Raw genomic sequence first — 26,878 nt, forward strand, 5'->3', positions numbered from 1 at the left:
CCAGGTCAGGCAGGAGAGCCGATTGGAAAAAACTATCGGATACCCTGAAAGCCGCCGGCCTGACGCCCTACTCGCCGCGGTAACCCCTCGCCAGCAAGTACTGTTCGCGGGAGCGGTCCCGCGAAGAATCAGGCTTGAGCATCTGGACCTTGTCGAATTTCTGACGAGCGTCCTTGAGGTATACGTCAAACCCTTCGCCCTGGAAAATCTTGATCAGGAAATCACCACCCGGCTTGAGCACCCGGGTCGCCAGATCAAGGGCCAGCTCACAGAGAAACATGGCCTTGGGAATATCCACGGCAGGCGTACCACTCATATTGGGGGCCATATCGGAAATCACAAGGTCTACGTGCGAATTACCCACCGCCTCGAGGATCTGCGCCAGCACTTCGTCCTGGGTAAAGTCCCCCTGGATGAAGGTAACGTCAGGAATGCTGTCCATTTCCAGGATGTCGGAAGCGATCAAACGCCCCTGACCACCAATCAGACGACTGGTCACCTGCGACCAGCCGCCCGGGGCCGCACCCAGGTCGACGACGCTCATACCAGGGCGGATAATCCGGTACTTTTCCTGGATTTCCAGCAATTTGTAGCTCGCACGCGAGCGATAACCGTCCTTTTGCGCCTTTTTAACGTAAGGATCGTTGAAGTGTTCTTTCAGCCAGCCAAGGCTTGTCTTGGAACGCGCCATTGGGCACCTCGATGATAAGGGTCGTGATTAACTGGGCGGATCCACGGGCCCTCGGGTAAAATGGCCGCCATTTTTACAGAATCAGACAAAGGGTCAGATTATGCCGCTCAATAACGAGCAGAAGAAACAGTACAAATCCATTGGCCACGACCTGAAACCAGTTCTGATTGTGGCAGGCAATGGGCTGACTGAAGGGGTTATCGCCGAACTCGAACGCGCCCTGGTCGATCACGAACTGATCAAGGTCGAGATTCGCTCCGAAGACCGCGAAGAGCGTGCCGCCGCAATTGCCGCGCTGTGCAAGGCCGGCCGCGCCGAACTGGTACAGACCATCGGCAAGAAGGCGCTGATCTATCGCCGCAATCCGCAACCGAACAAGCAGTTGTCGAACATCCACCGTTACAAGTGATGTTCGCCCCGGTCAGTGGCGCGCCTTGCGCGCCCTGCCCGGCACGGGCTGCATGACCAGCAGCAAGCCGGTCAGGCCCAGCACCAGGTAACAGAACAGCTGCCAGCGCAGTTCCCCCGGCATGCCCACGCGCAACGCGAAATACACCACGCACGCCAGCATCACCATCGACAACAACTGCCCCCGCATGTCCCGCCACAGACTGGACAGGCCCTGCGCCTGAATCAGCACCAGCGCCTGCACGCCTGCGCAAAACGCCGCAAACGCCACCAGCAACGATGCCATCAGGCTACCGATATCCTCGATCAACAGCGGCGCCAGGCCAATCTGGCCCAACGCCGGCAGCAGACCGAAATGCAGCATCCACAGGCCGCCAACCCAGAGTACCTGGGTCAGCTGCCAGATTGCCGGGGCGGCAGCAAAGCCCCGGCGACGGTCAGATGTGTTTGACTTCGACAATCTCGTACTCGACCGTACCGCTTGGCGTCTTGATCACCACGGCATCACCCTCTTCCTTGCCAATGATGGCACGGGCGATCGGAGCACCGACCGAGAGCTTGCCCTGCTTGACGTCGGCTTCGTCCTCACCAACGATCTGGTAAGTCACCTGCTCGCCGGTCTCGGTGTTTTCCAGGTCCACGGTGGTGCCGAAGATCACCTTGCCGGTGTGGGCAATGGTGGTGACGTCGATCACGACCGAGTTCTGCAGACGGCCTTCGATATCGCGAATACGCGCCTCGACCATCCCCTGCTCTTCGCGGGCAGCGTGGTACTCGGCGTTTTCCTTGAGATCGCCCAGCTCGCGAGCCTCACCAATGGCCTGGCTCAGGCGCGGACGCTCGGTCTTGCTCAGGAACAGGTGCTCTTCCTCCAGGGCGCGAGCGCCCTGGACGGTCATCGGGTATTTGGTAATGCTCATGCTTTGAGTCCTGCATGCAGATCCTGCAAGCGGCGAACGGTCTTTTCAGGACCAAACTTCAGCGCTTCGCAGATGGCTTCACCGGCCGCAATGGTGGTGGTGCAGTAAATCTTGTGCTGCAACGCATTGCGACGAATCGAGTAGGAGTCGGCAATCGACTGGCGACCTTCGGTGGTGTTGATGATCAACGACACTTCGTCGTTCTTGATCATGTCGACCACGTGCGGACGACCTTCGGTCACCTTGTTCACGCGACGCACTTTCAAGCCAGCCGCTTCGATGACCTTGGCGGTACCGACGGTGGCGACCACTTCGAAGCCCAGGGCGATCAGGTCGCGGGCAACGCCAGCCACTTGTGGCTTGTCGTCGTCACGCACGCTGATGAACGCGGTACCGCCAGTCGGCAGCACTTCGCTGGCGCCCATCTGGGCCTTGGCAAACGCTTCACCGAAGCTGTCGCCGACACCCATGACCTCACCGGTGGATTTCATCTCAGGGCCGAGGATCGGGTCAACACCCGGGAACTTGGCGAACGGGAACACCGCTTCCTTGACGCTGTAGAAGTTAGGAATGATTTCCTTGGTGAAGCCGATTTCCTTGAGGCTCTTGCCGGCCATGACCCGCGCGGCAATCATCGCCAGCGAAGTGCCGATGCACTTGGAGACGAACGGCACGGTGCGCGAGGCGCGCGGGTTGACTTCGATCACGTAGATCTTGTCGCCCTGCAGGGCCAGCTGCACATTCATCAGGCCGACAACGCCCAGTTCCAGGGCCATTTTCTTGACCTGTTCGCGGACTTCGTCCTGAACATGGGCCGGCAGCGAGTACGGTGGCAGCGAGCACGCCGAGTCACCGGAGTGAACACCGGCCTGCTCGATGTGCTGCATGATTGCGCCGATCACCACGTCGGTGCCGTCGCAGACCGCATCCACGTCCATCTCGATGGCGCAGTTGAGGAAGTGGTCGAGCAGCACCGGGCTGTCGTTGGACACTTGCACCGCTTCACGCAGGTAACGCTTGAGCTCGTCCAGCTCGTAGACGATCTCCATGGCGCGGCCGCCCAGTACGTAGGACGGGCGCACAACCAGCGGGTAGCCGATGATGCCGGCGGCGCGGATGGCTTCGTCTTCGCTGCGCACGGTGGCGTTTGGTGGCTGCAGCAGATTCAGGCGCTGAACCATCTGCTGGAAACGCTCGCGGTCTTCGGCGCGGTCGATGGCGTCCGGGCTGGTACCGATGATCGGCACGCCGGCTTCTTCCAGGGCACGAGCCAGTTTCAGCGGGGTCTGGCCGCCGTAGTGGACGATCACGCCTTTCGGCTTCTCGACACGAACCACTTCCAGCACGTCTTCCAGGGTCAGCGGCTCGAAGTACAGGCGGTCGGAGGTGTCGTAGTCGGTGGAGACGGTTTCCGGGTTGCAGTTGACCATGATGGTCTCGTAACCGTCTTCACGCAGGGCCAGTGCCGCGTGTACGCAGCAGTAGTCGAACTCGATGCCCTGGCCGATACGGTTAGGGCCGCCACCCAGGATCATGATCTTGTCGCGGGTCGACGGATTGGCCTCGCACTCTTCCTCATAGGTCGAGTACAGGTAGGCGGTATCGGTGGCGAACTCGGCCGCGCAGGTGTCAACGCGCTTGTAGACCGGGAACACTTCCAGCTTGTGACGGTGACGACGCAGGTTCTTGTCGGTGATGCCCAGCAGCTTGGCCAGGCGCTGGTCGGAGAAGCCCTTGCGCTTGAGGCGCAGCATCAGGTCCTTGTCGATCGCCGACAGGGCCAGGGTCTTGACCTTCTCTTCGTCCTTGATCAGGTCTTCCATCTGCACCAGGAACCAGTGGTCGATACCGGTCAGGGCGAAGATTTCGTCGCAGGTCATGCCCGAACGCATGGCGTCGGCGACGTACCAGATGCGCTCGGCGCCCGGTACGGTCAGCTCGCGCTTGAGGATGCTGGCAGCGTCAGGGCTGGCCAGGTCGACTTTCGGGTCCAGGCCGCTCACGCCGACTTCAAGGCCGCGCAGGGCTTTCTGCAGCGACTCCTGGAAGGTCCGGCCGATGGCCATGACTTCACCCACGGATTTCATCTGGGTAGTCAGGCGGGCGTCGGCTTTCGGGAATTTCTCGAAGGCGAAACGTGGCAGCTTGGTGACGACATAGTCGATCGACGGCTCGAAGGACGCCGGGGTACGGCCGCCGGTGATGTCGTTCTGCAGTTCGTCGAGGGTGTAACCGACAGCCAGCTTGGCGGCGATCTTGGCGATCGGGAAGCCGGTGGCTTTCGACGCCAGGGCCGAGGAACGCGACACCCGTGGGTTCATTTCGATCACGACCATGCGGCCGGTGTCCGGGCAGATACCGAACTGCACGTTGGAACCGCCGGTTTCGACACCGATTTCACGCAGCACCGCCAGCGAGGCGTTGCGCATGATCTGGTATTCCTTGTCGGTCAGGGTCTGTGCCGGCGCCACGGTGATCGAGTCACCGGTGTGCACACCCATCGGGTCGAAGTTTTCGATTGAGCAGACAATGATGCAGTTGTCCTTTTTGTCGCGGACCACTTCCATCTCGTACTCTTTCCAGCCGATCAGCGATTCGTCGATCAACAGTTCCTTGGTTGGCGACAGGTCCAGACCACGGGCGCAGATTTCTTCGAATTCTTCACGGTTGTAGGCGATGCCGCCACCGGTGCCGCCCATGGTGAAGGACGGACGGATGATGCACGGGAAGCCGAGCTTCTCGAGGACCGCGTTGGCCTCTTCCATGCTGTGGGCGATACCGGAACGCGGGCACTCAAGGCCAATGGCCTTCATGGCGGTGTCGAATCGCGAACGGTCTTCAGCCTTGTCGATGGTGTCGGCGTTGGCGCCGATCATTTCCACGCCGAACTTTTCCAGGATGCCTTCGCGTTCCAGGTCCAGGGCGCAGTTCAGGGCAGTCTGGCCACCCATGGTCGGCAGCAGCGCGTCAGGGCGCTCTTTTTCGATGATCTTGGCAACGGTCTGCCACTTGATCGGTTCGATGTAGGTCGCATCAGCCATGGCCGGGTCGGTCATGATGGTCGCCGGGTTGGAGTTCACCAGGATGACGCGATAGCCCTCTTCGCGCAGGGCTTTGCACGCCTGGGCGCCGGAGTAGTCGAATTCGCAGGCCTGGCCGATCACGATCGGGCCAGCGCCGAGAATCAGGATGCTTTTAATGTCTGTACGTTTTGGCATGGGTTGTCACTCAATTCCGCAGGTCAGTCGGCAAGCCGCATTGAACAATCTTGGGGGCGGCACCTGAACGCGGCTTGCACCGGTCCAGGGCCTTCTCGCCAGATGCTCAGCGGCGCTTGGCCATGGCATCGATGAAACGGTCGAACAGTGGCGCGACGTCGGTCGGGCCCGGGCTGGCTTCAGGGTGGCCCTGGAAGCTGAACGCGCTCTTGTCGGTACGCTCGATACCCTGCAGGGTACCGTCGAACAGCGACTTGTGGATGGCACGCACGTTGCCCGGCAGGGTCGCTTCGTCAACCGCAAAGCCGTGGTTCTGGCTGGTGATCATCACCACACCGGTGTCCAGGTCCTGGACCGGGTGGTTGGCGCCGTGGTGACCATGACCCATTTTCACGGTCTTGGCACCGGAGGCCAGGGCCAGCAGCTGGTGACCCAGGCAAATGCCGAACACCGGGACCTCGGTTTCGAGGATGTCCTTGATCGCCTGGATCGCGTAGTCGCAAGGCTCCGGATCGCCAGGGCCGTTGGACAGGAACACGCCATCAGGATTGAGCGCCAGGACTTCGCTGGCCGGGGTTTGCGCCGGCACTACGGTCAGACGGCAGCCGCGGGCAACCAGCATGCGCAGGATGTTCAGCTTGACGCCGAAGTCGTAGGCCACCACGTGGTACGGCAGCTCGGCGGCTTCAATGGTGGCGTGGCTGTCGGTCTTCAGCTCCCAGACGCTGGAGCGCCATTCGTAGCTGCTCTTGGTGCTGACGACTTTTGCCAGGTCCATGCCCTTCAGGCCCGGGAAACCGCGAGCAGCGGCGATTGCCGCCTCTTCGCTGATGTTGTCGCCGGCCAGGATGCAGCCGTTCTGCGCGCCCTTCTCACGCAGGATGCGGGTCAGGCGACGGGTATCAATACCCGCGATCGCCACCACGTTGTTGGCCTTGAGGTAATCAGGCAGGGATTGCTTGTTGCGCCAGTTGCTCGCGATCAGAGGCAGGTCGCGAATCACCAGACCAGCCGACCAGACGCGGTCGGATTCGGCGTCTTCCGGCGTGGTGCCGGTGTTGCCGATGTGCGGGTACGTCAGGGTAACGATTTGCTGCGCATAGGAAGGGTCAGTCAGGATTTCCTGATAGCCGGTCATTGCGGTGTTAAACACCACCTCACCAACGGTCTGACCGTCGGCTCCAATGGCTTCACCGCGAAAAATGCTGCCATCAGCAAGGGCGAGTATGGCTGGCTTAGTCAAGAAGACCTCCCGTAAATCTAGCCTGAAGGGGCGATCGCAGGTTGCAAAAAAGCGGAATGACGTATAGACACGTCACCCCGCTTTCTTCGTCGAATTATCTGCGCGCTTTTAGTGGACACACTAAAGCTGTAGCTTACAGAAAAACGCTTTTTTGGTCTACCACTTAAGTGCCTGAAAGGCGCAGGAATGCGACAGGGCGTCGCGGGAATGGAAAAGCATCGCTGGCAAGCCAGCTCCCACAGGAGCCACTGAGACTCAGGAATTGCAGCCATGGCGCAATTCCCGTGGGAGCTGGCCTTGCCAGCGATGGGCCGCGCAGCGGCCCCTGAACAGCGATCAACGCAGGTCGAGCACGTCCTGCATGTCGTACAGGCCAGGCTCGCGCCCGTCCAGCCACAGGGCGGCACGTACCGCACCCCTGGCGAAGGTCATGCGGCTGGAGGCCTTGTGGGTGATCTCCAGGCGCTCACCTTCAGCAGCGAACAGCACGGTGTGATCACCGACCACATCGCCAGCACGCACGGTGGCGAAGCCGATGGTCTGGCGATCACGCGCACCGGTCTGGCCTTCACGGCCATACACCGCCACTTCCCGCAGGTCACGACCCAGCGCATTGGCAACCACTTCACCCATGCGCAGCGCGGTACCCGACGGCGCATCGACCTTGTGCCGGTGGTGAGCCTCGATGATCTCGATATCCACGTCATCGCCCAGCACCCGCGCAGCCATGTCCAGCAGCTTCAGGCTGAGGTTGACGCCAACGCTGAAGTTGGCGGCAAAGACGATCGGAATGTCCTTGCCCGCCTCGACCAGCAACTGCTTCTCTTCAGCAGAGAAACCGGTGGTGCCGATGATCATCGCCTTGCCTGCCTTGCGGCAGAACGCCAGGTTCTTCAGGGTCACCGACGGGTGAGTGAAGTCGATCAGCACGTCGAACTCGTCGGCGACCTTGGCCAGGTCGTCGGACAGCAGCACGCCAATCCGGCCCAGCGCCGCCAGTTCACCAGCATCGGCGCCGACCAGCGAGCTGTCCGGGCGATCGATCGCCGCGGTCAAACCGGCACCCGGGGCTTGCTGCACAGCTTCGATCAGGGTCTTGCCCATGCGCCCTGCCGCGCCCATTACCGCTATACGTCGCATGCCCTACTCCTTCTTACAGATCGCCGAAGAAGCGCTTCACGCCTTCGAACCAGCCATTGGCTTTCGGCGAATGGGAACTGTCGCCTTCCAGCGAATCACGCAGCTCTTCGAGCAGCTCGCGCTGACGACGGCTGAGGTTGACCGGGGTTTCCACCGCGACCCGGCACATCAGGTCACCGGCACCACCACCGCGAACCGGCGCCACACCCTTGCCACGCAGACGGAATTGCTTGCCGGTCTGGGTGCCTTCCGGGATTTTCAGCTTGACCCGACCATCAAGGGTCGGCACTTCCAGCTCGCCACCCAGGGCGGCATCGGTGTAGCTGATCGGCACTTCACAGTACAGATGCTTGCCGTCGCGCTGGAAAATCGAGTGTTCACGCACGTTGATCACAACGTACAGGTCGCCAGTCGGGCCACCCTGGGAACCAGCCTCGCCTTCGCCGGACAGACGAATACGGTCGCCGGTATCGACGCCAGCCGGGACTTTGACCGAAAGCGTCTTGTACTCTTCGATGCGGCCTTCGCCGTGGCACGAATCACACGGATCGGTGATGACCTTGCCCTGGCCGTGGCAACGCGGGCAGGTCTGCTGGACCGAGAAGAAGCCCTGCTGCATGCGCACCTGGCCAATACCGCCACAGGTCGGGCAGGTCGAAGGCGACGAGCCTTTCTTGGCCCCGGAACCGTCACACGGCTTGCAGTTGACCAGCGTCGGCACACGGATGTTGACCGTGGTACCGCGCACGGCTTCTTCCAGGTTCAGCTCCAGGGTGTAACGCAGGTCGCTGCCACGCTGGGCGCCACCACGCGAACCACCACGGCCGCCGCCGAAGAAATCGCTGAACACATCACCGAAGATATCCGAGAAGTTCGCGCCGCCGAAACCGGCACCGCCGCCACCCATGCTCGGATCCACGCCGGCATGACCATACTGGTCATAGGCCGCACGCTTGCTGGCATCGGAGAGCACTTCGTAAGCCTCGTTGGCTTCCTTGAATTTCTCTTCCGACGCTTTGTCATCAGGATTACGGTCCGGGTGATGCTTCATCGCCAGACGGCGGTAGGCTTTCTTCAGATCCGCTTCACTGGAGCCGCGCTCAACTCCCAGAACTTCGTAATAGTCACGCTTTGCCATAAGTCTTTGCACTCTTGAGGACGTTCGGCAAACCTCTGCGCATTCCGCGCTGTGCCGCCAGCACCCGCCTCACCCACCCTCCGGGCGGCTGACAGATGCTGTAAAAATTCGGGTATTGCAGACACGCCAACGCGGGAGCAAGCCCCCGCGCGGCGACATCCTACCAGCCAACCATCAAAAAACAGTCAATTGGCCGACAACCTGTAGCAATTACTTGTCTTTGACTTCTTCGAACTCAGCATCGACAACGTCGTCATGCTTGGCTTCCGGCTCGGCCTGCTGAGCGCCGCCCTTAGGCTGCTCAGCCGACTGCTCGGCGTACATCTTCTGGGCAACCGGAGCCGAAACCTTCGACAGCTCTTCGACCTTGGCGTCGATGGCAGCCTTGTCGTCGCCCTTGATGGCGGCTTCCAGGGCAACCACGGCAGCTTCGATCGCAGTCTTCTCGTCGGCAGTAACCTTGTCACCGGCGTCAGCGACCATCTTGCGAGTCGAGTGAACCAGTGCATCACCCTGGTTACGGGCAGTGGCCAGCTCTTCGAACTTGCGGTCTTCTTCCGAGTTCGCTTCAGCGTCGCGGATCATCTGTTGAATTTCTTCATCAGACAGGCCGGAGTTGGCCTTGATCACGATCGACTGGGTCTTGCCAGTAGCCTTGTCCTTGGCGCCTACGTGCAGAATGCCGTTGGCGTCGATGTCAAAGGTCACTTCGATCTGCGGCACGCCACGTGGTGCTGGTGGAATGTCGGCCAGGTCGAACTTGCCCAGGGACTTGTTCTGTGCTGCCTGCTTGCGCTCACCTTGCAGCACGTGAATGGTCACGGCGCCCTGGTTGTCATCGGCAGTCGAGAACACTTGCGACTTTTTGGTCGGGATAGTGGTGTTCTTCTCGATCAGCGCGGTCATCACGCCACCCATGGTTTCGATACCCAGGGTCAGCGGGCTGACGTCCAGCAGCAGTACGTCTTTGACGTCACCGGCCAGTACCGCACCCTGGATCGCAGCACCCATGGCAACCGCTTCGTCCGGGTTGACGTCTTTACGGGCTTCTTTACCGAAGAAGTCGGTAACAGCTTTTTGCACCAGCGGCATACGGGTCTGACCGCCGACCAGGATCACGTCGTCGATCTTGCTGACGTCGATACCGGCGTCTTTCATGGCGATGCGGCATGGCTCGATGGTGCGCTGAACCAGGTCTTCTACCAGCGATTCCAGCTTGGCGCGGGAGATCTTCACGTTCAGGTGCTTAGGACCGGTAGCGTCTGCAGTGATGTACGGCAGGTTGACGTCGGTCTGCTGACTCGAGGACAGCTCGATCTTGGCCTTTTCAGCGGCTTCTTTCAGGCGCTGCATGGCCAGCGGGTCACCTTTGAGGTTCATGCCGCTTTCTTTCTTGAACTCGTCGACGAGGTAGTCGATCAGGCGGATGTCGAAGTCTTCACCACCGAGGAAGGTGTCGCCGTTGGTGGCCAGCACTTCGAACTGATGCTCGCCATCGACTTCGGCGATTTCGATGACCGAAACGTCGAAGGTACCGCCACCCAGGTCATAAACGATCACGGTGTGATCGCCCTTGGCCTTGTCCATGCCGTAGGCCAGGGCAGCCGCGGTTGGTTCGTTGATGATCCGCTTGACGTCCAGGCCGGCGATGCGGCCGGCGTCTTTGGTGGCCTGACGCTGGCTGTCGTTGAAGTAGGCCGGAACGGTGATCACCGCTTCGGTCACTGGCTCGCCGAGGTAGTCTTCGGCGGTTTTCTTCATCTTTTTCAGGATTTCAGCCGAGATTTGTGGCGGTGCCATTTTCTGGCCGTTCACTTCAACCCAGGCGTCGCTGTTGTCAGCCTTGACGATTTTGTACGGAACCATCTGGATGTCTTTCTGCACCACTTCTTCTTCGAAGCGACGACCGATCAGACGCTTGACCGCGTACAGGGTGTTGTGCGGGTTGGTGACCGCCTGGCGCTTGGCCGACTGGCCAACCAGGATTTCGCCATCGTTGGCGTAGGCGATGATCGACGGCGTGGTACGAGCGCCTTCGGCGTTCTCGATGACCTTGACGTTGCCGTTTTCCAGAATGGAGACGCAGGAGTTGGTGGTCCCCAGGTCGATACCGATGATTTTACCCATGTTAACTCTCCCGAAACTTGAATTTGGTTGCCGCAGCAGTGGTGGCTAACTGCGGTAATACTTGAATGCTTGACACCTAGATGGGGGCGCCGGAAACGATTTCAAGCCTGCTCGTCAATCGACGGCGTAACCGCTGCCGGGGCCTTGCTGACCACGACCATGGCCGGGCGCAGCAGGCGACCGTTGAGCTGGTAGCCCTTCTGGAACACCTTGAGCACGCTGTTGGGCTCGACTTCGGCGCTTTCCTGCATGGCCATCGCCTGATGGTGCTCGGCATTGAACGGTTCGCCGTGCGGGTCGATGGCCTCGAGGTTGTAGCGCTTGAGGGTGTCGTGGAACATTTTCAGGGTCAGCTCGATGCCTTCACGCATCGGGCGAATGCTCTCGTCGTCCGCGCTGGACAGCTCCAGGCCGCGCTCGAGGCTGTCAATGACCGGCAGCAGGTCACCGGCGAATTTTTCCAGGGCGAACTTGTGCGCCTTTTCTACGTCCTGCTCGGCGCGGCGGCGCACGTTCTGCAGGTCGGCGGCGGTGCGCAGGGATTGATCCTGGGCCGCCGCCAGCTGCTCTTCGAGCACCTGCACGCGGGCGCTCAGATCTTGGTCGCCAGTCGCTTCGGCGTTCAGATTCTGTTCATCCAGCTGTTCGTCAGCCATAAAATCTCTCCTCTCGAATAAGGTCTGCGAGCATGACTCGCGCTTCTGCCGGCTATATGGGGTCGCAAAATCCAGGTTCAAGGGCCTTCAAGACAGCTTGCTCACATTCGCTCATAACCCAGCGCAATCAGAACCGCGCCCTGATAACCAAATCGAACTAAACATCAGCATTGTCAGCGGATTTGAAAACACTGTATAAATAACCAGACCTAACGCCTGGGAGCCGCCCCAATGCTGGTGCACCTGTCCGTACACAACTACGCCATTGTCGAACACCTGGACCTCGAGCTCGCCCGCGGGATGAGCGTCATCACCGGTGAAACCGGGGCCGGCAAATCGATCATGCTCGACGCCCTGGGCCTGACCCTGGGCGATCGCGCCGACAGCGGCGTGGTGCGCCCCGGGGCCGACAAGGCCGACATCCTCGCCACCTTCGACCTGGAAGATATCCCCGAGGCGCGCACCTGGCTGGCCGAGCGCGACCTCGACAGCGACGGCCCGTGCATCCTGCGCCGGGTGATCACCGCCGAAGGCCGCAGCCGTGGCTACATCAACGGCACGCCCTGCCCGCTCGGCGACCTCAAGGCCCTGGGCGAGCTGCTTATCGACATCCACAGCCAGCATGAGCACCAGTCGCTGCTGAAAACCGACACCCACCGCCGCCTGCTCGACGAATACGCCGGCGCCACCGACCTGGCCCGCCAGGTACAGCTGGCGGCCCAGCGCTGGCGCCAGACCCGCCAGGAGCTGGAACGGCTGTCCAACTCCGGCGATGAGCAGCGCGCGCAGCACCAGTTGCTCAGCTACCAGCTCGAAGAACTGGACAACCTCGGCCTGGGTGAAAACGAACTGGAGCTGCTGGAGCAGGAACACAAGAACCTGACCAATGCCGAAGCGTTGTTCGGCATCTGCCGCCAGGTCATCGACCACTGCAGCGAAAACGATTCGGGCAACGTCCTCAACGCCCTGACTGCCAGCCTCAACCGCCTGACCGCCGTGCACAACGCGCCCAGGGCCCTGGGTGAAGCCGCCAGCATGATCGCCAGCGCACAGATCCAGGTCGAGGAAGCCGTCGGTGAGCTGAACCGCTTCCTCGACAACTTCGATGCCGACCCGGCGCGCCTGCAACAGCTCGAAGAGCGCCTCGATACTATTTATACCCTTGCTCGCAAGCACCGGGTGCACCCCACCGAGCTGGCCAGCCTGCAGCAGCGCTTGATGGAAGAGCTGGAAAACCTCAACGCCAACGACGAATCGATCGAGCGCCTGGGGGAAGAACTGGCCGCCTATGCCCGCCATTACCAGGACAAGGCTGGCGAACTGAGCGCCTTGCGCCAGCACGCCGCCAGCCAGCTGGCCAGTGCGGTGGAGCAGGAAATCCAGCGCCTGGGCATGCCGGGTGGCCGCTTCAGCATCGAGTTGCGCGCCAACAGCAGCGACGAACTGCAACCCCAGGGCCTGGAACAGGTCGAGCTGCTGGTCAGCGCCAACCCCGGGCAGCCGCTCAAGGCCCTGGCCAAGGTTGCTTCCGGTGGCGAGCTGTCGCGGATCAGCCTGGCGATCCAGGTGATCACCGCACAGACCTCGCGTATCCCGACCCTGGTGTTCGACGAAGTCGACGTGGGTATCGGCGGGCCAACGGCAGAGATCGTCGGTCAATTGCTACGCCGCCTGGGCGAGCGCGGCCAGGTGCTGACCGTAACCCACCTGCCGCAGGTCGCTGCCCAGGGCCACCATCACCTGTTCGTGCATAAAGTACGTGACAGCGATGCCACCCATACCGCCGTGGCCAACCTGGGCAAGCGCGAGCGTGTAGAAGAGGTCGCACGCATGCTCGGTGGCATCGACCTGACCAAGGAATCCCTGGCCCACGCACGCAAGATGGTGGTTACCAGCAAGGCCTGAGCGCGCGCAGCTATATAAAGCAAGCCACCAGAAAGCACGAAGGCGACCCCAGGGTCGCCTTCAGTACTTATGCAGCAATGTAATAATTGCTTACTTCTTTTTGCGTACGTACAGAACCAGATTGTGGTCAACCAGCTCGAAGCCGTGCTCTTCCACGATTTGCTTCTGGCGCTTCTCGATTTCAGCGTCAAAAAACTCGATGACTTCGCCGGAGTCGACTACGACCATGTGATCGTGGTGACCACCGTCAGCCAGCTCGAACACGGCGTGACCGCCATCGAAGTTATGGCGCACGACCAGGCCAGCGGCTTCGAACTGGGTCAGAACACGGTAAACCGTGGCCAGACCGACGTCCTCGCCTGCCTCCATCAGCGCCTTGTAGACATCCTCAGCACTCATGTGACGCTGCTCGGTAGAGTCGAGCATCTGTAGAATTTTCACTCGAGGCAGTGTCACCTTGAGACCGGCTTTGCGCAGTTCGCTATTTTCAACCATGGTCAGCTTTCTCGCCGATGCTGCTTCGCAGCTTCTCTGAATACGGGTATGATCGGGGTTTACGTTGTCCAGCCAAGATAGTGGAAGTCGCCCACCGATGCAAAACACCAAGCTCTTGCTAACCAGCCTCACCCTCGTGGGACTGCTCGCACTCGCCGGTTGCTCGTTCCCCGGGGTTTACAAAATCGACATCCAGCAGGGCAATGTCGTCACGCAAGACATGATAGACCAATTGCGCCCCGGAATGACCCGTCGGCAAGTAAGGTTTATCATGGGTAATCCGCTGATCCAGGATACCTTCCACACCAATCGCTGGGATTACCTGTACAGCCTGCAGCCTGGCGGCGGTGAGCGCCAACAGGAGCGCATGAGCATCTTCTTCAACGAGAACGATCAGCTCGCCAGCCTGTCCGGCGACTTCATGCCGGGTGTCAGCCGCGACCAGGAAATCCTCGGTGGCAGCGGCGATACCACGGTTAGCCCGACCGGCAGCACCGAACCCGCAGCGCAGGAAAAACCTGCCAAGCCAGGCTCGCTGGAAGCCACCATCCAGAAAGACGTGGACACCATCGAAGTGATCCCGGTACCGGTGCCAGAACCACTGGACACCTCGCCGCAGTAAGCCTGCAGCGCGTATAAAAAAGCCCGGATCAGTCCGGGCTTTTTCTTACCTGTAATTCAGCGTTTGGCTTTCTTGAATACCCTGGCGACCTTGGCGGCGCGCTGCTTGCGCACCTCCTTGGGATCCACCAGCAATGGCCGGTAGATCTCGATGCGATCACCCGCCTCGACCTTTTGCTCTTCAGGGTTAGCGATCACCCGGCCAAAGATACCGATCGGGCAGGCTTGAATATCAGCCTCGGGAAAATGCGCGGCGATTCCCGAGAGTTTTACCGCCTCAGTAAGCGTCGTACCCGTCGGCACCTCAAGAGTGAGCAGCACCTGCCGCTCGGCCTGGGCATACACCACTTCGACCGCTAGCAAGGCTTCAGACATGAAGCTGCTTGGCACGCTGACAGAAGGCATCGACCAGGGTGTTGGCCGCCTGGTTGAACAATGGCCCCAAGGTGGCACGGACCAGTGGCCCGGCATAATCGAACGACAGGTCAAGGCTGATCTTGCAGGCTTTCTCGCCCAGCGGCTTGAATACCCAGACACCATGCAACTGGGTAAAAGGCCCTTCTTCAAGGTTCATTTCAATGGACTGGCCCGGCACCAGCACATTGCTGGTTACAAACTGCTGGCTCATCCCCCCCTTGGCGACCTCCAGGCGCGCGCGCATGTGCGTGTCGCTTTCTTCCATCACGGTGCTGGACGAACACCAGGGCAGGAATTCCGGGTAGCGCGCTACATCATTGACCAGGTCGTACAGGGCCTGGGCGGGATATGGCAGCAGGGCCGAACGTTGAATATGGGTAGTCATCCAGGGGTCAATTCCAAAGCTGGGCGGCAAACACAACCAGAATGCCGAGGGGCGCCATCGAGCGCATCAAGAGCGCGCATTGTCCGGGATTCACGGCAACGGCTCAAGCACACTGCTACCCCGTAGCCGACAGCGCGGCGACTGCCTATAATGCCGCCCCTATGGCTAACCAAAAGAAACATCCGACAGGGACTATCGCGCAGAATAAAAAGGCGCGTCACGATTACTTCATCGAACACAAGTTCGAGGCCGGATTGGTCCTGTCCGGTTGGGAAGTAAAAAGTCTGCGTGCCGGCAAGGCGCACCTGACCGACAGTTACGTGGTGCTCAAGGATGGCGAGGCCTGGCTGATGGGCAGCCATATCACGCCGCTGACAGCCGCCAGTACTCACGTCATCGCCGACCCGACACGTACCCGTAAACTGCTGCTCAACCGTCGTGAGCTGGAGCGCCTGCATGCGGCCGTCCAGCAAAAAGGCTACACCTGCGTGGCCTTGTCGATCTATTGGAGCAAGCACTTGATCAAGTGCGAAATCGCACTGGGCAAGGGCAAGAAGGAATACGACAAGCGCGACACCCAGCGCGAGCGTGATTCCGACCGCGAATTGCAGCGCGCGGTGCGTAACAAGGGCAAGGAAGACTGATTCCAGCCTGAAGCGCCTTTATCGCGGGGTAAGCCCGCTCCTGCAGGAGCGGCGCTGCCCCGTGACCGCTAACGCCCGCTACGCCGCTCCGCCCGCGCCACCCGCTGGACTTCCTGACGCACTTCATCGAGCACTTCCTGCACATAGGTGATGTGCCGGCTGGAGACTTCGCGTGCATCCTCCGCACGCCCTTCGACAATCGCCAGGTACAGCTCGCGGTGCTGGCTGATGAGCATGTCGCGGGTTTCGCTGCGCTGTTTGTACATGCCGCCGATGTTGGTCACCACGTTGCGCTTGAGCAGGTCGAACAGACCACGAATGGTGTGCAGCAGCACCGCATTATGGCTGGCCTCGGCGATCGCCAGGTGGAAGCGCGCATCGGCCGCGCCCTCCTCGGCCCGGTCCACTTCATCGGCACGGGCGTAGCAGTCCTGCAGGGTATCGAACGCCGCCTTGAGCCGCTGACGATCCGGCTCAGTGGCGCGGATCGCCGCATAATAGGCGCACGATGCCTCCAGGGTATGCCGGAACTCCAGCAAGTCGCGCTGTGCTTCGGGGTTGCTTTCAAGCAACTGCAACAGTGGGTCGCTGAAGGTTGAGCCGAGCGATTCGGCCACATAGTTGCCACCGCCCTGGCGGCTGACCAACAAGCCTTTGGCCACCAGCTTCTGGATCGCTTCGCGCAACGACGGTCGTGACACGCCGAACTGCTCGGCCAGCGCCCGCTCGGCAGGCAGGCGCTGACCGGCCGTCAAGGTGCCTTCGAGAATCATCCCTTCCAGCCGTTCGACGATATCGTCGGACAAACGGCGTTGGCGGACCTGATCAAAAACCATCACATGCTCTCCACAATCCCGATTGCGTTCGGGGCTGTCTATTCTGGCGCATCCGCATCCCGCCGGCACCCATCAGTTGGCAAATTTCCCTGCCGTTCAGGCGCCCGATTCACTGCGCATCCGACGAAAGTTTTCCTGGGACAAATTGACACAGCCGCAGCGAGGCTTTTAACCTAGCGACTCGACATTGTAAATTGGTCTTACCAATTATCCAATGCCAGTGCTGACCAACAACAATTAGGGGCCACCCCATATGCAAACCTGGCAACAGCTTTACAGTCCGCTTGGTAGTCTTGGCCTGTCCGCGCTCGCGGCAGTCATCCCGATCGTGTTCTTCTTCCTCGCGCTGGCGGTGTTCCGCCTCAAGGGTCATGTGGCCGGCAGCATCACGCTGGGCCTGTCGATCCTGGTGGCGATCTTTGCTTTCCAGATGCCTGCCGACATGGCGCTTGCCGCCGCCGGATACGGCTTTGCCTATGGCCTGTGGCCGATTGCCTGGATCATTGTCGCCGCCGTATTCCTGTACAAATTGACGGTCAAGAGCGGCCAGTTCGAAGTGATCCGCAGCTCGGTACTGTCGATCACCGATGACCAGCGCCTGCAGGTCCTGCTGATCGGTTTCTGCTTCGGTGCCTTCCTCGAAGGTGCGGCAGGCTTCGGCGCACCGGTGGCGATCACCGCCGCCCTGCTGGTTGGCCTGGGTTTCAACCCGCTGTACGCGGCCGGCTTGTGCCTGATCGCCAACACCGCACCAGTAGCCTTCGGCGCCCTGGGCATCCCGATCATCGTGGCCGGCCAGGTTACCGGTATCGATGCGTTCAAGATCGGCGCCATGACCGGCCGCCAGCTGCCACTGCTGTCGCTGTTCGTACCGTTCTGGCTGGTGTTCATGATGGACGGCCTGCGCGGCGTCAAAGAGACCTGGCCAGCCGCCCTGGTGGCCGGCCTGAGTTTTGCCGTGACCCAGTACTTCACCTCGAACTTCATCGGCCCGGAACTGCCGGACATCACCTCGGCCTTGGCCAGCCTGATTTCCCTGACCCTGTTCCTCAAGGTCTGGCAGCCCAAGCGCTCGTTCGCCAGCGCCACCGGCAGCGTTGGCGCCGCCGTGGTCCAGGGCGGCGGCAGCCAGCCTTCGCCGTACAGCTTCGGCGAGATCTTCAAGGCCTGGTCGCCGTTCCTGATCCTCACCGTGCTGGTCACCATCTGGACCCTCAAGCCATTCAAGGCCGCCTTCGCTGCTGGCGGTTCGATGTACAGCTGGGTGTTCAACTTCGCCATCCCGCACCTTGATCAACTGGTGATCAAGTCCGCACCGATCGTTGCCACCCCGACGGCGATCCCGGCGGTGTTCAAGCTCGACCCGATTTCCGCCACCGGTACCGCGATCTTCTTCTCGGCGCTGATCTCGATGCTGGTGCTGAAGATCAATTTCAAAACTGGTCTGACCACTTTGAAAGAGACCTTCTTCGAACTGCGCTGGCCGATCCTGTCGATCGGCATGGTCCTGGCCTTCGCCTTCGTCACCAACTACTCGGGCATGTCGTCGACCATGGCGCTGGTATTGGCCGGCACGGGTGCGGCATTCCCGTTCTTCTCGCCATTCCTTGGCTGGCTGGGCGTGTTCCTGACCGGTTCCGACACCTCGTCCAATGCCCTGTTCAGCTCGCTACAGGCCACCACTGCGCACCAGATCGGGGTCAACGACACCTTGCTGGTAGCGGCCAACACCAGCGGCGGCGTGACCGGCAAGATGATTTCGCCGCAATCGATCGCCGTGGCCTGCGCCGCCACCGGCCTGGTCGGCAAAGAGTCGGACCTGTTCCGTTTCACCCTCAAGCACAGCCTGTTCTTCGCCACCATTGTCGGCCTGATCACCCTGATCCAGGCCTATTGGCTGACTGGCATGCTGGTTCACTAAAGTGTCAGGGGCCGGGCGCGTTGTGGCGCGCCCGGCAGCCGCCCCTTTAACCAACGCTGCGAGACCCCATGATCATTTCTGCCTCTACCGATTACCGCGCAGCTGCCCAACGCAAGCTGCCGCCGTTTTTGTTCCACTACGCCGACGGCGGTGCTTATGCCGAGCACACGCTGCGCCACAACGTTCAGGACCTGGCCGGCATCGCCCTGCGTCAGCGCGTGCTGAAGAACATGTCCGAGCTGAGCCTTGAGACCCAACTGTTCAACGAAACCCTGAGCATGCCGGTGGCCCTGGCGCCGGTCGGCCTGACCGGCATGTATGCACGCCGCGGCGAAGTCCAGGCGGCCCGTGCGGCAGCGGCCAAAGGCATTCCGTTCACCCTGTCGACCGTATCGGTGTGCCCGATCGAAGAAGTGGCACCCGCCATCGACCGGCCCATGTGGTTCCAGCTCTATGTGCTCAAGGACCGCGGCTTTATGCGCAACGCCCTGGAGCGCGCCAAGGCTGCTGGCGTCACCACCCTGGTGTTCACCGTCGACATGCCGGTACCCGGCGCTCGCTACCGTGATGCCCACTCGGGCATGAGCGGCCCGAATGCACCGCTGCGCCGGGTCTGGCAGGCCATGACCCACCCGCAGTGGGCCGTGGATGTCGGTCTGCTGGGCAAGCCCCATGACCTGGGCAACATCTCTGCCTACCGCGGCAGCCCCACGGGCCTGGCCGATTACATCGGCTGGCTGGGCGCCAACTTCGACCCGTCGATTTCCTGGAAAGACCTTGAGTGGATCCGTGATTTCTGGGAAGGCCCGATGGTGATCAAGGGCATCCTCGACCCGCAAGATGCCAAGGACGCCGTGAAGTTCGGCGCCGACGGCATCGTCGTCTCCAACCACGGCGGCCGCCAGCTCGACGGCGTACTGTCCAGCGCCCGCGCCTTGCCGGCGATTGCCGACGCGGTCAAAGGCGAGCTGAAGATCCTCGCCGACTCCGGCATCCGCAGCGGCCTGGATGTAGTGCGCATGATCGCCCTGGGCGCCGACACCGTGCTGATCGGCCGCGCATTCCTCTATGCCCTGGCCACCGCCGGCGAAGCTGGAGTGAAAAACCTGCTGGACCTGTTCGAAAAAGAAATGCGCGTGGCCATGGTGCTGACAGGTGCCAAATCGATCAGCGAAATCACCCGCGACTCGCTGGTCCGCGAACTGGGTGCCTGATTGGTGCGCCTTCGAATCACCGCCTGATTGACCGGGGCACGCGGCGCACCAGACGCCAAGGCCCCACGAGGAGATTGCATGAGTCTGCCCGCCGCGTTCCTCGATTCGGTAGCCCGCCTGATACCCGGCGAGCGACGTTTCGACGACCCGCTCTCGACCCTGGCGTTCGGCACCGATGCCAGCTTCTACCGGCTGATCCCCAAGCTGGTGGTGCGCGTCGAATCCGAAGATGAAGTGGTCGCCCTGCTCAAGCTGGCCCAGCGTGAGCGCGTGCCGGTAACCTTCCGCGCCGCCGGCACCAGCCTGTCTGGCCAGGCCATCAGCGATTCACTGCTGATCGTGCTCGGCGATAACTGGAACGGCCGCGAGATTCGCGACCAGGGCCAGCAGATTCGCCTGCAACCCGGGGTGATCGGTGCCCAGGCCAACGCCTGGCTGGCACCGTTCGGGCGCAAGATCGGCCCGGACCCGGCCTCGATCAATGCCTGCAAGATCGGCGGCATCGTCGCCAACAATGCCAGCGGCATGTGCTGCGGCACCGCGCAGAACACCTATCACACTCTGGCCGGCATGCGCCTGGTGCTGGCCGACGGCACGCGCCTGGACAGCGAAGATCCGGCCAGTGTCGCCGCCTTCGAACACAGCCACGCCGGCTTGCTCGATGAGCTCGCGCGCCTGGCTCGGGAAACCCGCGCCAACAGCGAACTGGCAGCGAAGATTCGCCACAAGTACCGCCTGAAGAACACCACCGGCCTGTCGCTCAATGCCCTGATCGACTACGACCAGCCGCTGGATATCCTCAGCCACTTGCTGGTCGGCTCCGAAGGCACCCTGGGCTTTATCAGTGCCGTGACCTACGACACGGTGATCGATCACCCGAACAAAGCCTCGGCACTGATCGTCTTCCCGGATGTGGAAACCTGCTGCAACGCCGTCACCGTACTCAAAAGCCAACCGGTATCGGCGGTGGAGCTACTCGACCGGCGCAGCCTGCGCTCGGTGCAGGACAAGCCCGGGATGCCGGCCTTCGTCCAGCAACTGTCCGAAGGTGCCTGCGCGCTGCTGATCGAATCGCGGGCGGCAACCCAGGCGCTGCTGCACGAACAACTGGCGCAGATCATGGCCTCGCTGGCCAGCTTCCCGGTGGAAAAGCAGGTCGACTTCACCGAAGACGCCAAAGAGAACGCCAAGCTCTGGGCCATCCGCAAGGACACCTTCCCCGCCGTCGGCGCCGTGCGCAAGACCGGCACCACGGTGATCATCGAAGACGTGACCTTCCCGGTCGAACAACTGGCCATTGGCGTCAATCGCCTGATTGCGCTGTTCGACAAGCACCACTATGACGAGGCGATCCTGTTCGGCCATGCCCTGGAAGGCAACCTGCACTTCGTCTTCACCCAGGGCTTTAACAGCGCTGAAGAGGTCGCGCGTTACCAGGCGTTCATGGACGACGTAGCGCAACTGGTGGCGGTGGAATTCGGCGGCTCGCTCAAGGCCGAACACGGCACCGGGCGCAACATGGCGCCCTTCGTCGAGCTGGAATGGGGCAGCGATGCCTACCAGTTGATGTGGCAGCTCAAGCGCCTGCTCGACCCCAATGGCATTCTCAACCCGGATGTGGTGCTCAGCGAAGACCCGCAAATCCACCTGAAGAACCTCAAGCCGCTACCGGCGGCCGACGAGATTGTCGACAAGTGCATCGAATGTGGCTTCTGCGAACCGGTTTGCCCCTCCAAAGGCCTGACCCTGAGCCCGCGCCAGCGCATCGTCATGTGGCGCGATATCCAGGCGAAAAAACGTGCCGGCAGCGACACCCGCGAGCTGGAACGTGACTACCAGTACCAGGGCATCGACACCTGCGCCGCCACCGGCCTGTGCGCCCAGCGCTGCCCGGTGGGGATCAACACCGGCGAACTGGTGAAAAAACTGCGCGCCCAGGCAGCCGGTCATGTGAAGACCGCCGACTGGCTGGCCGACAACTTCCACACCGCCCTCAGCGGTGCACGCTTTACCCTGCAGGCGGCCAATGGCGCCCGCCGATTACTCGGTGCGCCGCGCCTGAGTCGCCTGAGCGCCAGCCTGAGCACGCTCAGCCATGGCCGTGTGCCGCAGTGGACGCCGGCCATGCCGCAACCGCTCAAGGCCGTTCAGTTGACCCCGGCCAGCAACGACGCGCGGCCACGGGTGGTGTACCTGGCCGCTTGTGTTTCGCGGGTCATGGGCCCGGCGGCGACGGACCGCGAGCAGACCTCGCTGCTGGACAAGACCCGCGCCCTGCTGGAAAAGGCCGGCTATCAAGTGGTGTTCCCGGACAACCAGGACAGCCTTTGCTGCGGCCAGCCGTTTGCCTCCAAGGGTTACGCCGAGCAGGCCGAGCACAAGCGCCAGGAGCTGATCAACGCCCTGCTCCACGCCAGCCGCGGCGGCCTCGATCCGATCTACTGCGACACCAGCCCGTGCACCTTGCGCCTGGTTCAGGACCTGGCGGAAACGCGCCTGGACCTTTATGACCCGGTGCGTTTCATCCGCACCCACCTGGTCGACAAACTGGAGTTCACCCCCCAGGAAGAGCCGATCGCCGTGCATGTGACCTGCAGCACCCAGCACCTGGGCGAAAGCCAGGCGCTGATCGACCTGGCGCGGCGTTGCAGCAAACAAGTGGTGATTCCCGAAGGCATCCATTGCTGCGGCTTTGCCGGCGACAAGGGCTTCACCACCCCGGAGCTCAATGCCCATTCGCTGCGCAGCCTCAAGGATGCGGTGCAGTACTGCAGTGAAGGAATCTCCACCAGCCGCACCTGCGAGATCGGCCTGTCGAACCATGGCGGGATCGATTATCACGGTCTTGTCTATCTGGTGGACCGCGTAACTCGGGCGCGAGCGATCTGAACTCTGGACCAGCAGTCGACGTCGCTCGACCGATGGCGTATACTGAACCTCGAGCGTTGAAAAACGCTTACAGCTAGAGCGCAACACATGGGGCCGATTAGGATTCGACGCCGGTAGTGAAACTCTAGGTGCATGCCGAGTTGGTAACAGAACTCGTAAATCCACTGTTGCAACTTTCTATAGTTGCCAATGACGAAAACTACGAGGGTTACGCTCTCGCTGCGTAAGCAGCTGAGCCCGCTCTCCTGGTAGCTTCGGCTCCAGCAATCACTAGGGGATGCCTGTAAACCCGAAGTGATTGTCATACAGAACAGGATCGCCGTGCAGTACGTTGTGGACGAAGCGGCTAAAACTTACACAACTCGTCCAAAGCACCCTGCCCGTCGGGCGGCTGCGGATTAACTCAATAGACACGGCTAAGCATGTAGGACCGACAGCGGATCACTGGCGGACGGGGGTTCAAATCCCCCCGGTTCCACCAAATACGCAAAACGAAAAAGGCATCTGGCGCTTGCGCCGATGCCTTTTTTGTTGCCCTCTCAAAAGCATTGCTCAAGGACGAAGCCCATGCGCCCACTGATTACCCTGGCCCTGTTGCTGTTGTGCAGCGCACTACAGGCCGCCCCTCTGTGCGAGAACTTCCTGAGTGCATCTGGCGCTTACCCCAAGGGCATCGAGTATCTGGGCTGCCATCAGGAAGTTGAAGCCCAAACGGCGCCCTTGATTGCGACCTACAAGGTCAAGGGCAGCGAAGCAGCGGTGGCTGAGGCCTACCTGCAGCGAACCTACGGCATGGGTCGCCTGCAGTTTTTCTGCTGCATGTGGGACTCGCTGCGCCACTTCCACCGCGACCCACACAGCGGCATCAAATACCAAGTCCTCATGGCCTCCGAAGAGACGCTGGCCAACCAGCGCTCGCAGTGGGCACAGATCGAGTTCTTCTACATCACCGTCAGCGTCGATACCCTCGAGCCCTGACCGGGCATCAGCCCTTGGCGTACTGCAGCAACACCTCCAGCGGATGACGCAACTGGCGCTCAGCCATGCGCTTGACCTGGCTGCGGCATGAATAGCCGGTGGCCAACGCCTCGCCCTGTTTATCCAGCTTGCCGGCCCAGGACTGCTCGAAGATGGTCCGCGAGGTGTCCTGGTTGCGCGCTTCGTGGCCGTAGGTGCCGGACATGCCGCAGCAGCCGGTGGCTTCAGTCACCAGCTTCAGCCCCAGGCGGGCAAATACCTGTTCCCATTGACGAGTACTGGCCGGCACGTTGGTTTTCTCGGTGCAGTGGGCCAGCAGGCGGAAGGTTTCGCTAGCGCCCGCGGCCTGTTCGGGCAGTACGTCGATCAACCATTCCTGCGGCAACAGGACTTTCGGGCAATCGCTCAGACCTTCGACCTTCTGGTACTCCTGGCGGTACACCAGGGTCATGGCCGGGTCGAGGCCGACCAGCGGCACACCGCAATCGGCCAGGGCCTTGAGCTGGTTGGCGTTGCGAATCGCCGCCTTGGCGAAGGCGCCGAGGAAGCCCTGGACATGCAAGGGTTTGCCGTTGGCGCTGTAGGGCGCGAGGAACACCTTATGGCCAAGACGGTGGGCCAGCTCAATGAACGACGCCAGCAAAGGGGTTTCGAAGTAACGGGTAAAGGCGTCCTGAACCAGCACGATGCTGCGCTCACGCTGGGCCGGGGTCAGCTCGCGCAGCGCCGGCACGCTGGCCGCGCGCACGTTGCAGCGGGTCAGGGTGTTCTGCAGGTTGTAGCGGCTGATCAGCGGGCTATCGAGCATGCCGACATGGCGCTCAAGCAGGCGGCTGACCCATTTCGACCCCATCACCGCGTTGTACAACCCTGGCGCATAGGCCATGTAGGGAATGCTGAACTCCAGCGAACCGATCAGGTAGTCACGCAGCGGGCGCTGATAGCGACCGTGGTACAGCTCCAGGAAGCGCGAACGAAACTCCGGTACGTTGACCTTGATCGGGCACTGCCCCGCGCAGGACTTGCACGCCAGGCAGCCGGCCATGGCTTCGTAGACTTCGTGGGAGAAATCCGCATCGCCACGGGAGCGTGCCTGGTTGTTGCGCAGGCGTTTGGGCAGCTCCTTGAGCCATGAAGTCTTGTTCTTTGCCGCCGCCAATACATCGATGCTGGCCGCACCCTGCAGGCGCAACCATTCACGGATCAGCGAGGCACGGCCCTTGGGCGAATGCTGGCGTTCGCGGGTGGCCTTCCACGACGGGCACATGGCGTCGTTAGGGTCGAAGTTGTAGCAGGCGCCGTTGCCGTTGCAGTGCACGGCGCTGCCAAAGCTTTGCCAGACCCGCTCATCGATCTGCCGGTCAAAATCGCCGCGCATCGGCGCTTCGTTGACTTTGATCAGGCCCTGCTCGCTGCCTGGCGGGGTGCAGATCTTGCCGGGGTTGAGCTGGTTGTAGGGGTCGAACGCGCCCTTGAGCGACTGCAGTGCCGGGTACAGCTCACCGAAGAAATCCGGCACATATTCCGAGCGCAGGCCCTTGCCGTGCTCGCCCCAGAGCAGGCCGCCATAGCGATGGGTCAGCGCCGCCACGGCATCGGAAATCGGCTTGACCAGCGCCGCCTGGGCCGGGTCTTTCATGTCCAGGGCCGGGCGCACGTGAAGCACGCCGGCATCGACATGGCCGAACATGCCGTAGGCCAGGCCGTAGCTGTCGAGCAAGGCACGGAAGTCGGCAATGTAGTCGGCCAGTTGCTCAGGCGGTACTGCCGTGTCTTCGACGAACGGCTGCGGGCGCACTTCGCCTTCGACGTTGCCGAGCAGGCCCACCGAGCGCTTGCGCATGGTGTAGACCCGGGTCACGGCTTCGGCGCCTTCGGCCAGGGTGTGGCCCAGGCGCTCAACTCCGGTGTCGGCCTGCAGGTGGGCAACGAAGGCTTGCACCCGCGCGTTGACTTCGGCCGGGTCATCACCGCAGAACTCCACCAGGTTGATGCCCAGGGTCGGGCGCTCAGCTTGGGCAGGGAAGTACTCGGCGACGCTGTGCCAGACGATGTCCTTCATCGCCAGCATCAGTACCTTGGAGTCCACTGTTTCGATCGACAGCGGCTTGTGCGCCATCAGCGCATTGGCGTCGCGCAGGGCGTCCATGAAGCTGCTGTAACGCACGTTCACCAGCACCGCGTACTTGGGAATCGGCAGCACGTTGAGCTTGGCCTCGACCACATACCCCAGCGAGCCTTCGGCGCCGCACAGTACGCTGTTGAGGTTGAAGCGGCCTTGCTCGTCACGCAGATGCGCCAAGTCGTAACCGGTCAGGCAGCGGTTGAGCTTGGGGAAGATGGTCTCGATCAACTCGCCCTGGGTTTGCTGGATCTGCCGGGCCATGCGGTACACCTCACCGCTGCGCCCTGGCTGCGCGCAGGCCTGCTCCAGCGCCTGGTCGTCGATCGGCAGGGTATGCAGGCGCTCGCCGCCGAGCAGCACGCTGTGCAGTTCAAGCACGTGATCGCGGGTCTTGCCGTAGGTGCAACTGCCCTGGCCACTGGCATCGGTGTTGATCATGCCGCCGACGGTGGCGCGGTTGGAGGTCGACAGCTCCGGGGCGAAGAACAGCCCGTGAGGCTTGAGCGCGGCGTTGAGCTGATCCTTGACCACCCCGGCCTGGACCCGCACCCAGCGCTCCTCGACATTGATCTCGAGGATGTTGTTCATGTGCCGCGACAGGTCAACGACGATGCCGTCGGTCAGCGACTGGCCGTTGGTGCCGGTACCGCCACCGCGAGGCGTGAGCTTGACCTGGCGAAAGCGCGGTTCGGCGGTCAGCGTGGCAACCCGCGCGACGTCGTCGGCATCCAGCGGGAACACCGCCGCTTGCGGCAGGCGCTGGTAGATCGAGTTGTCGGTGGCAAGCACCGTGCGGGTGGCGTAGTCGGCGCTGAACTGGCCACGGAAACCGCTGGCGCGCAGGGCAGCGAGAAAATCGGCGTAGTCGGCAGCAGGGACGCTGGTCGGCAGTTGGGCGATCATCAAA

The 26,878-nt window shown here is 61.8% G+C and carries 22 protein-coding genes and 1 other RNA gene; 9 read left to right on the plus strand and 14 right to left on the minus strand.

The window, feature by feature from the left end:
- Window positions 1-67: 67 nt before the first annotated feature.
- Entirely contained in the window at window positions 68-691 is a 624-nt protein-coding gene (gene rlmE, locus KHO53_RS06755; protein ID WP_010222974.1) for a 23S rRNA (uridine(2552)-2'-O)-methyltransferase RlmE, read from the minus strand.
- Between the two features lie 100 nt (window positions 692-791).
- Between rlmE and yhbY the strand changes: the two genes are divergently transcribed.
- Window positions 792-1,100, plus strand: coding sequence for a ribosome assembly RNA-binding protein YhbY (gene yhbY / locus KHO53_RS06760; RefSeq protein ID WP_010222973.1), 309 nt, complete (start codon window positions 792-794; stop codon window positions 1,098-1,100).
- A 12-nt stretch (window positions 1,101-1,112) separates the two neighbouring features.
- Here yhbY and KHO53_RS06765 read toward each other — a convergent pair whose 3' ends face one another.
- The 8 genes from KHO53_RS06765 to grpE all read right to left on the minus strand — a co-directional run bounded on the left by KHO53_RS06765 (window position 1,113) and on the right by grpE (window position 11,541).
- Window positions 1,113-1,559, minus strand: a complete 447-nt coding sequence (locus KHO53_RS06765; RefSeq protein ID WP_174242310.1) for an MFS transporter — start codon at window positions 1,557-1,559, stop codon at window positions 1,113-1,115.
- Window positions 1,537-2,019 (minus strand): transcription elongation factor GreA, encoded by a 483-nt coding sequence (greA, locus tag KHO53_RS06770; protein ID WP_010222971.1) that lies wholly within the window; start codon window positions 2,017-2,019, stop codon window positions 1,537-1,539. The genes KHO53_RS06765 and greA overlap by 23 nt, the downstream gene beginning before the upstream one ends.
- Entirely contained in the window at window positions 2,016-5,237 is a 3,222-nt protein-coding gene (gene carB, locus KHO53_RS06775) for a carbamoyl-phosphate synthase large subunit (RefSeq protein ID WP_036996921.1), read from the minus strand. The genes greA and carB overlap by 4 nt, the downstream gene beginning before the upstream one ends.
- 106 nt (window positions 5,238-5,343) lie before the next feature.
- On the minus strand, window positions 5,344-6,480 hold the full coding sequence (gene carA / locus KHO53_RS06780) for a glutamine-hydrolyzing carbamoyl-phosphate synthase small subunit (RefSeq protein ID WP_100782758.1): 1,137 nt from the start codon (window positions 6,478-6,480) through the stop codon (window positions 5,344-5,346).
- A 336-nt stretch (window positions 6,481-6,816) separates the two neighbouring features.
- Window positions 6,817-7,620, minus strand: coding sequence for a 4-hydroxy-tetrahydrodipicolinate reductase (gene dapB, locus KHO53_RS06785; RefSeq protein ID WP_010222968.1), 804 nt, complete (start codon window positions 7,618-7,620; stop codon window positions 6,817-6,819).
- A gap of 13 nt (window positions 7,621-7,633) precedes the next feature.
- Window positions 7,634-8,758, minus strand: a complete 1,125-nt coding sequence (dnaJ, locus tag KHO53_RS06790) for a molecular chaperone DnaJ (RefSeq protein ID WP_010222967.1) — start codon at window positions 8,756-8,758, stop codon at window positions 7,634-7,636.
- A gap of 210 nt (window positions 8,759-8,968) precedes the next feature.
- Window positions 8,969-10,885 (minus strand): molecular chaperone DnaK, encoded by a 1,917-nt coding sequence (dnaK, locus tag KHO53_RS06795; RefSeq protein ID WP_010222966.1) that lies wholly within the window; start codon window positions 10,883-10,885, stop codon window positions 8,969-8,971.
- A gap of 101 nt (window positions 10,886-10,986) precedes the next feature.
- Window positions 10,987-11,541, minus strand: a complete 555-nt coding sequence (gene grpE / locus KHO53_RS06800) for a nucleotide exchange factor GrpE (protein WP_213570125.1) — start codon at window positions 11,539-11,541, stop codon at window positions 10,987-10,989.
- 231 nt (window positions 11,542-11,772) lie between these two features.
- On the opposite strand from grpE, the gene recN reads away from it, so the two are divergent.
- Window positions 11,773-13,446 carry a DNA repair protein RecN gene (recN, locus tag KHO53_RS06805; RefSeq protein ID WP_010222964.1) on the plus strand — a complete coding sequence of 558 codons (1,674 nt, stop codon included), beginning with the start codon at window positions 11,773-11,775 and terminating at the stop codon, window positions 13,444-13,446.
- 90 nt (window positions 13,447-13,536) lie between these two features.
- On the opposite strand, the gene fur is transcribed toward recN, so the two are convergent.
- The gene (fur, locus tag KHO53_RS06810) at window positions 13,537-13,941 is read right to left on the minus strand and encodes a ferric iron uptake transcriptional regulator (protein ID WP_010222963.1); all 405 of its coding nucleotides are present in this window, start codon (window positions 13,939-13,941) and stop codon (window positions 13,537-13,539) included.
- Between the two features lie 97 nt (window positions 13,942-14,038).
- On the opposite strand from fur, the gene KHO53_RS06815 reads away from it, so the two are divergent.
- Complete coding sequence (locus tag KHO53_RS06815) at window positions 14,039-14,563, plus strand: outer membrane protein assembly factor BamE (RefSeq protein WP_010222962.1); 525 nt, start codon at window positions 14,039-14,041, stop codon at window positions 14,561-14,563.
- Between the two features lie 56 nt (window positions 14,564-14,619).
- Here KHO53_RS06815 and KHO53_RS06820 read toward each other — a convergent pair whose 3' ends face one another.
- Window positions 14,620-14,937, minus strand: coding sequence for an RnfH family protein (locus KHO53_RS06820; RefSeq protein ID WP_010222961.1), 318 nt, complete (start codon window positions 14,935-14,937; stop codon window positions 14,620-14,622).
- A complete protein-coding gene (locus tag KHO53_RS06825) occupies window positions 14,930-15,364 on the minus strand; it encodes a type II toxin-antitoxin system RatA family toxin (RefSeq protein WP_010222960.1) in 435 nt (144 codons plus the stop codon). The genes KHO53_RS06820 and KHO53_RS06825 overlap by 8 nt, the downstream gene beginning before the upstream one ends.
- A gap of 161 nt (window positions 15,365-15,525) precedes the next feature.
- Here KHO53_RS06825 and smpB point away from each other — a divergent pair, with 161 nt between their 5' ends.
- Window positions 15,526-16,008, plus strand: coding sequence for an SsrA-binding protein SmpB (gene smpB / locus KHO53_RS06830; RefSeq protein ID WP_010222959.1), 483 nt, complete (start codon window positions 15,526-15,528; stop codon window positions 16,006-16,008).
- Between the two features lie 68 nt (window positions 16,009-16,076).
- Here smpB and KHO53_RS06835 read toward each other — a convergent pair whose 3' ends face one another.
- Window positions 16,077-16,844, minus strand: coding sequence for a GntR family transcriptional regulator (locus KHO53_RS06835; protein WP_036996926.1), 768 nt, complete (start codon window positions 16,842-16,844; stop codon window positions 16,077-16,079).
- 253 nt (window positions 16,845-17,097) lie between these two features.
- Between KHO53_RS06835 and KHO53_RS06840 the strand changes: the two genes are divergently transcribed.
- The 5 genes from KHO53_RS06840 (at window position 17,098) to KHO53_RS06860 (ending at window position 23,846) form a co-directional block, all read left to right on the plus strand.
- A complete protein-coding gene (locus KHO53_RS06840; protein WP_010222957.1) occupies window positions 17,098-18,765 on the plus strand; it encodes a lactate permease LctP family transporter in 1,668 nt (555 codons plus the stop codon).
- A gap of 68 nt (window positions 18,766-18,833) precedes the next feature.
- The gene (lldD, locus tag KHO53_RS06845) at window positions 18,834-19,979 is read left to right on the plus strand and encodes an FMN-dependent L-lactate dehydrogenase LldD (RefSeq protein ID WP_100782761.1); all 1,146 of its coding nucleotides are present in this window, start codon (window positions 18,834-18,836) and stop codon (window positions 19,977-19,979) included.
- Between the two features lie 78 nt (window positions 19,980-20,057).
- Window positions 20,058-22,868, plus strand: coding sequence for an FAD-binding and (Fe-S)-binding domain-containing protein (locus KHO53_RS06850; protein ID WP_036996927.1), 2,811 nt, complete (start codon window positions 20,058-20,060; stop codon window positions 22,866-22,868).
- An 89-nt stretch (window positions 22,869-22,957) separates the two neighbouring features.
- Window positions 22,958-23,349: a transfer-messenger RNA gene (ssrA, locus tag KHO53_RS06855) on the plus strand.
- Window positions 23,350-23,435: 86 nt separating this feature from the next.
- On the plus strand, window positions 23,436-23,846 hold the full coding sequence (locus KHO53_RS06860) for a DUF4952 domain-containing protein (protein WP_010222953.1): 411 nt from the start codon (window positions 23,436-23,438) through the stop codon (window positions 23,844-23,846).
- Between the two features lie 7 nt (window positions 23,847-23,853).
- On the opposite strand, the gene ydiJ is transcribed toward KHO53_RS06860, so the two are convergent.
- Window positions 23,854-26,874: a D-2-hydroxyglutarate dehydrogenase YdiJ gene (ydiJ, locus tag KHO53_RS06865; protein ID WP_213570126.1), complete on the minus strand. Its 3,021-nt coding sequence runs from the start codon at window positions 26,872-26,874 to the stop codon at window positions 23,854-23,856.
- Window positions 26,875-26,878: the final 4 nt, after the last annotated feature.

The organism is Pseudomonas sp. RC2C2 (genome assembly GCF_018390435.1).
GTDB classification, from domain to species: domain Bacteria; phylum Pseudomonadota; class Gammaproteobacteria; order Pseudomonadales; family Pseudomonadaceae; genus Aquipseudomonas; species Aquipseudomonas donghuensis.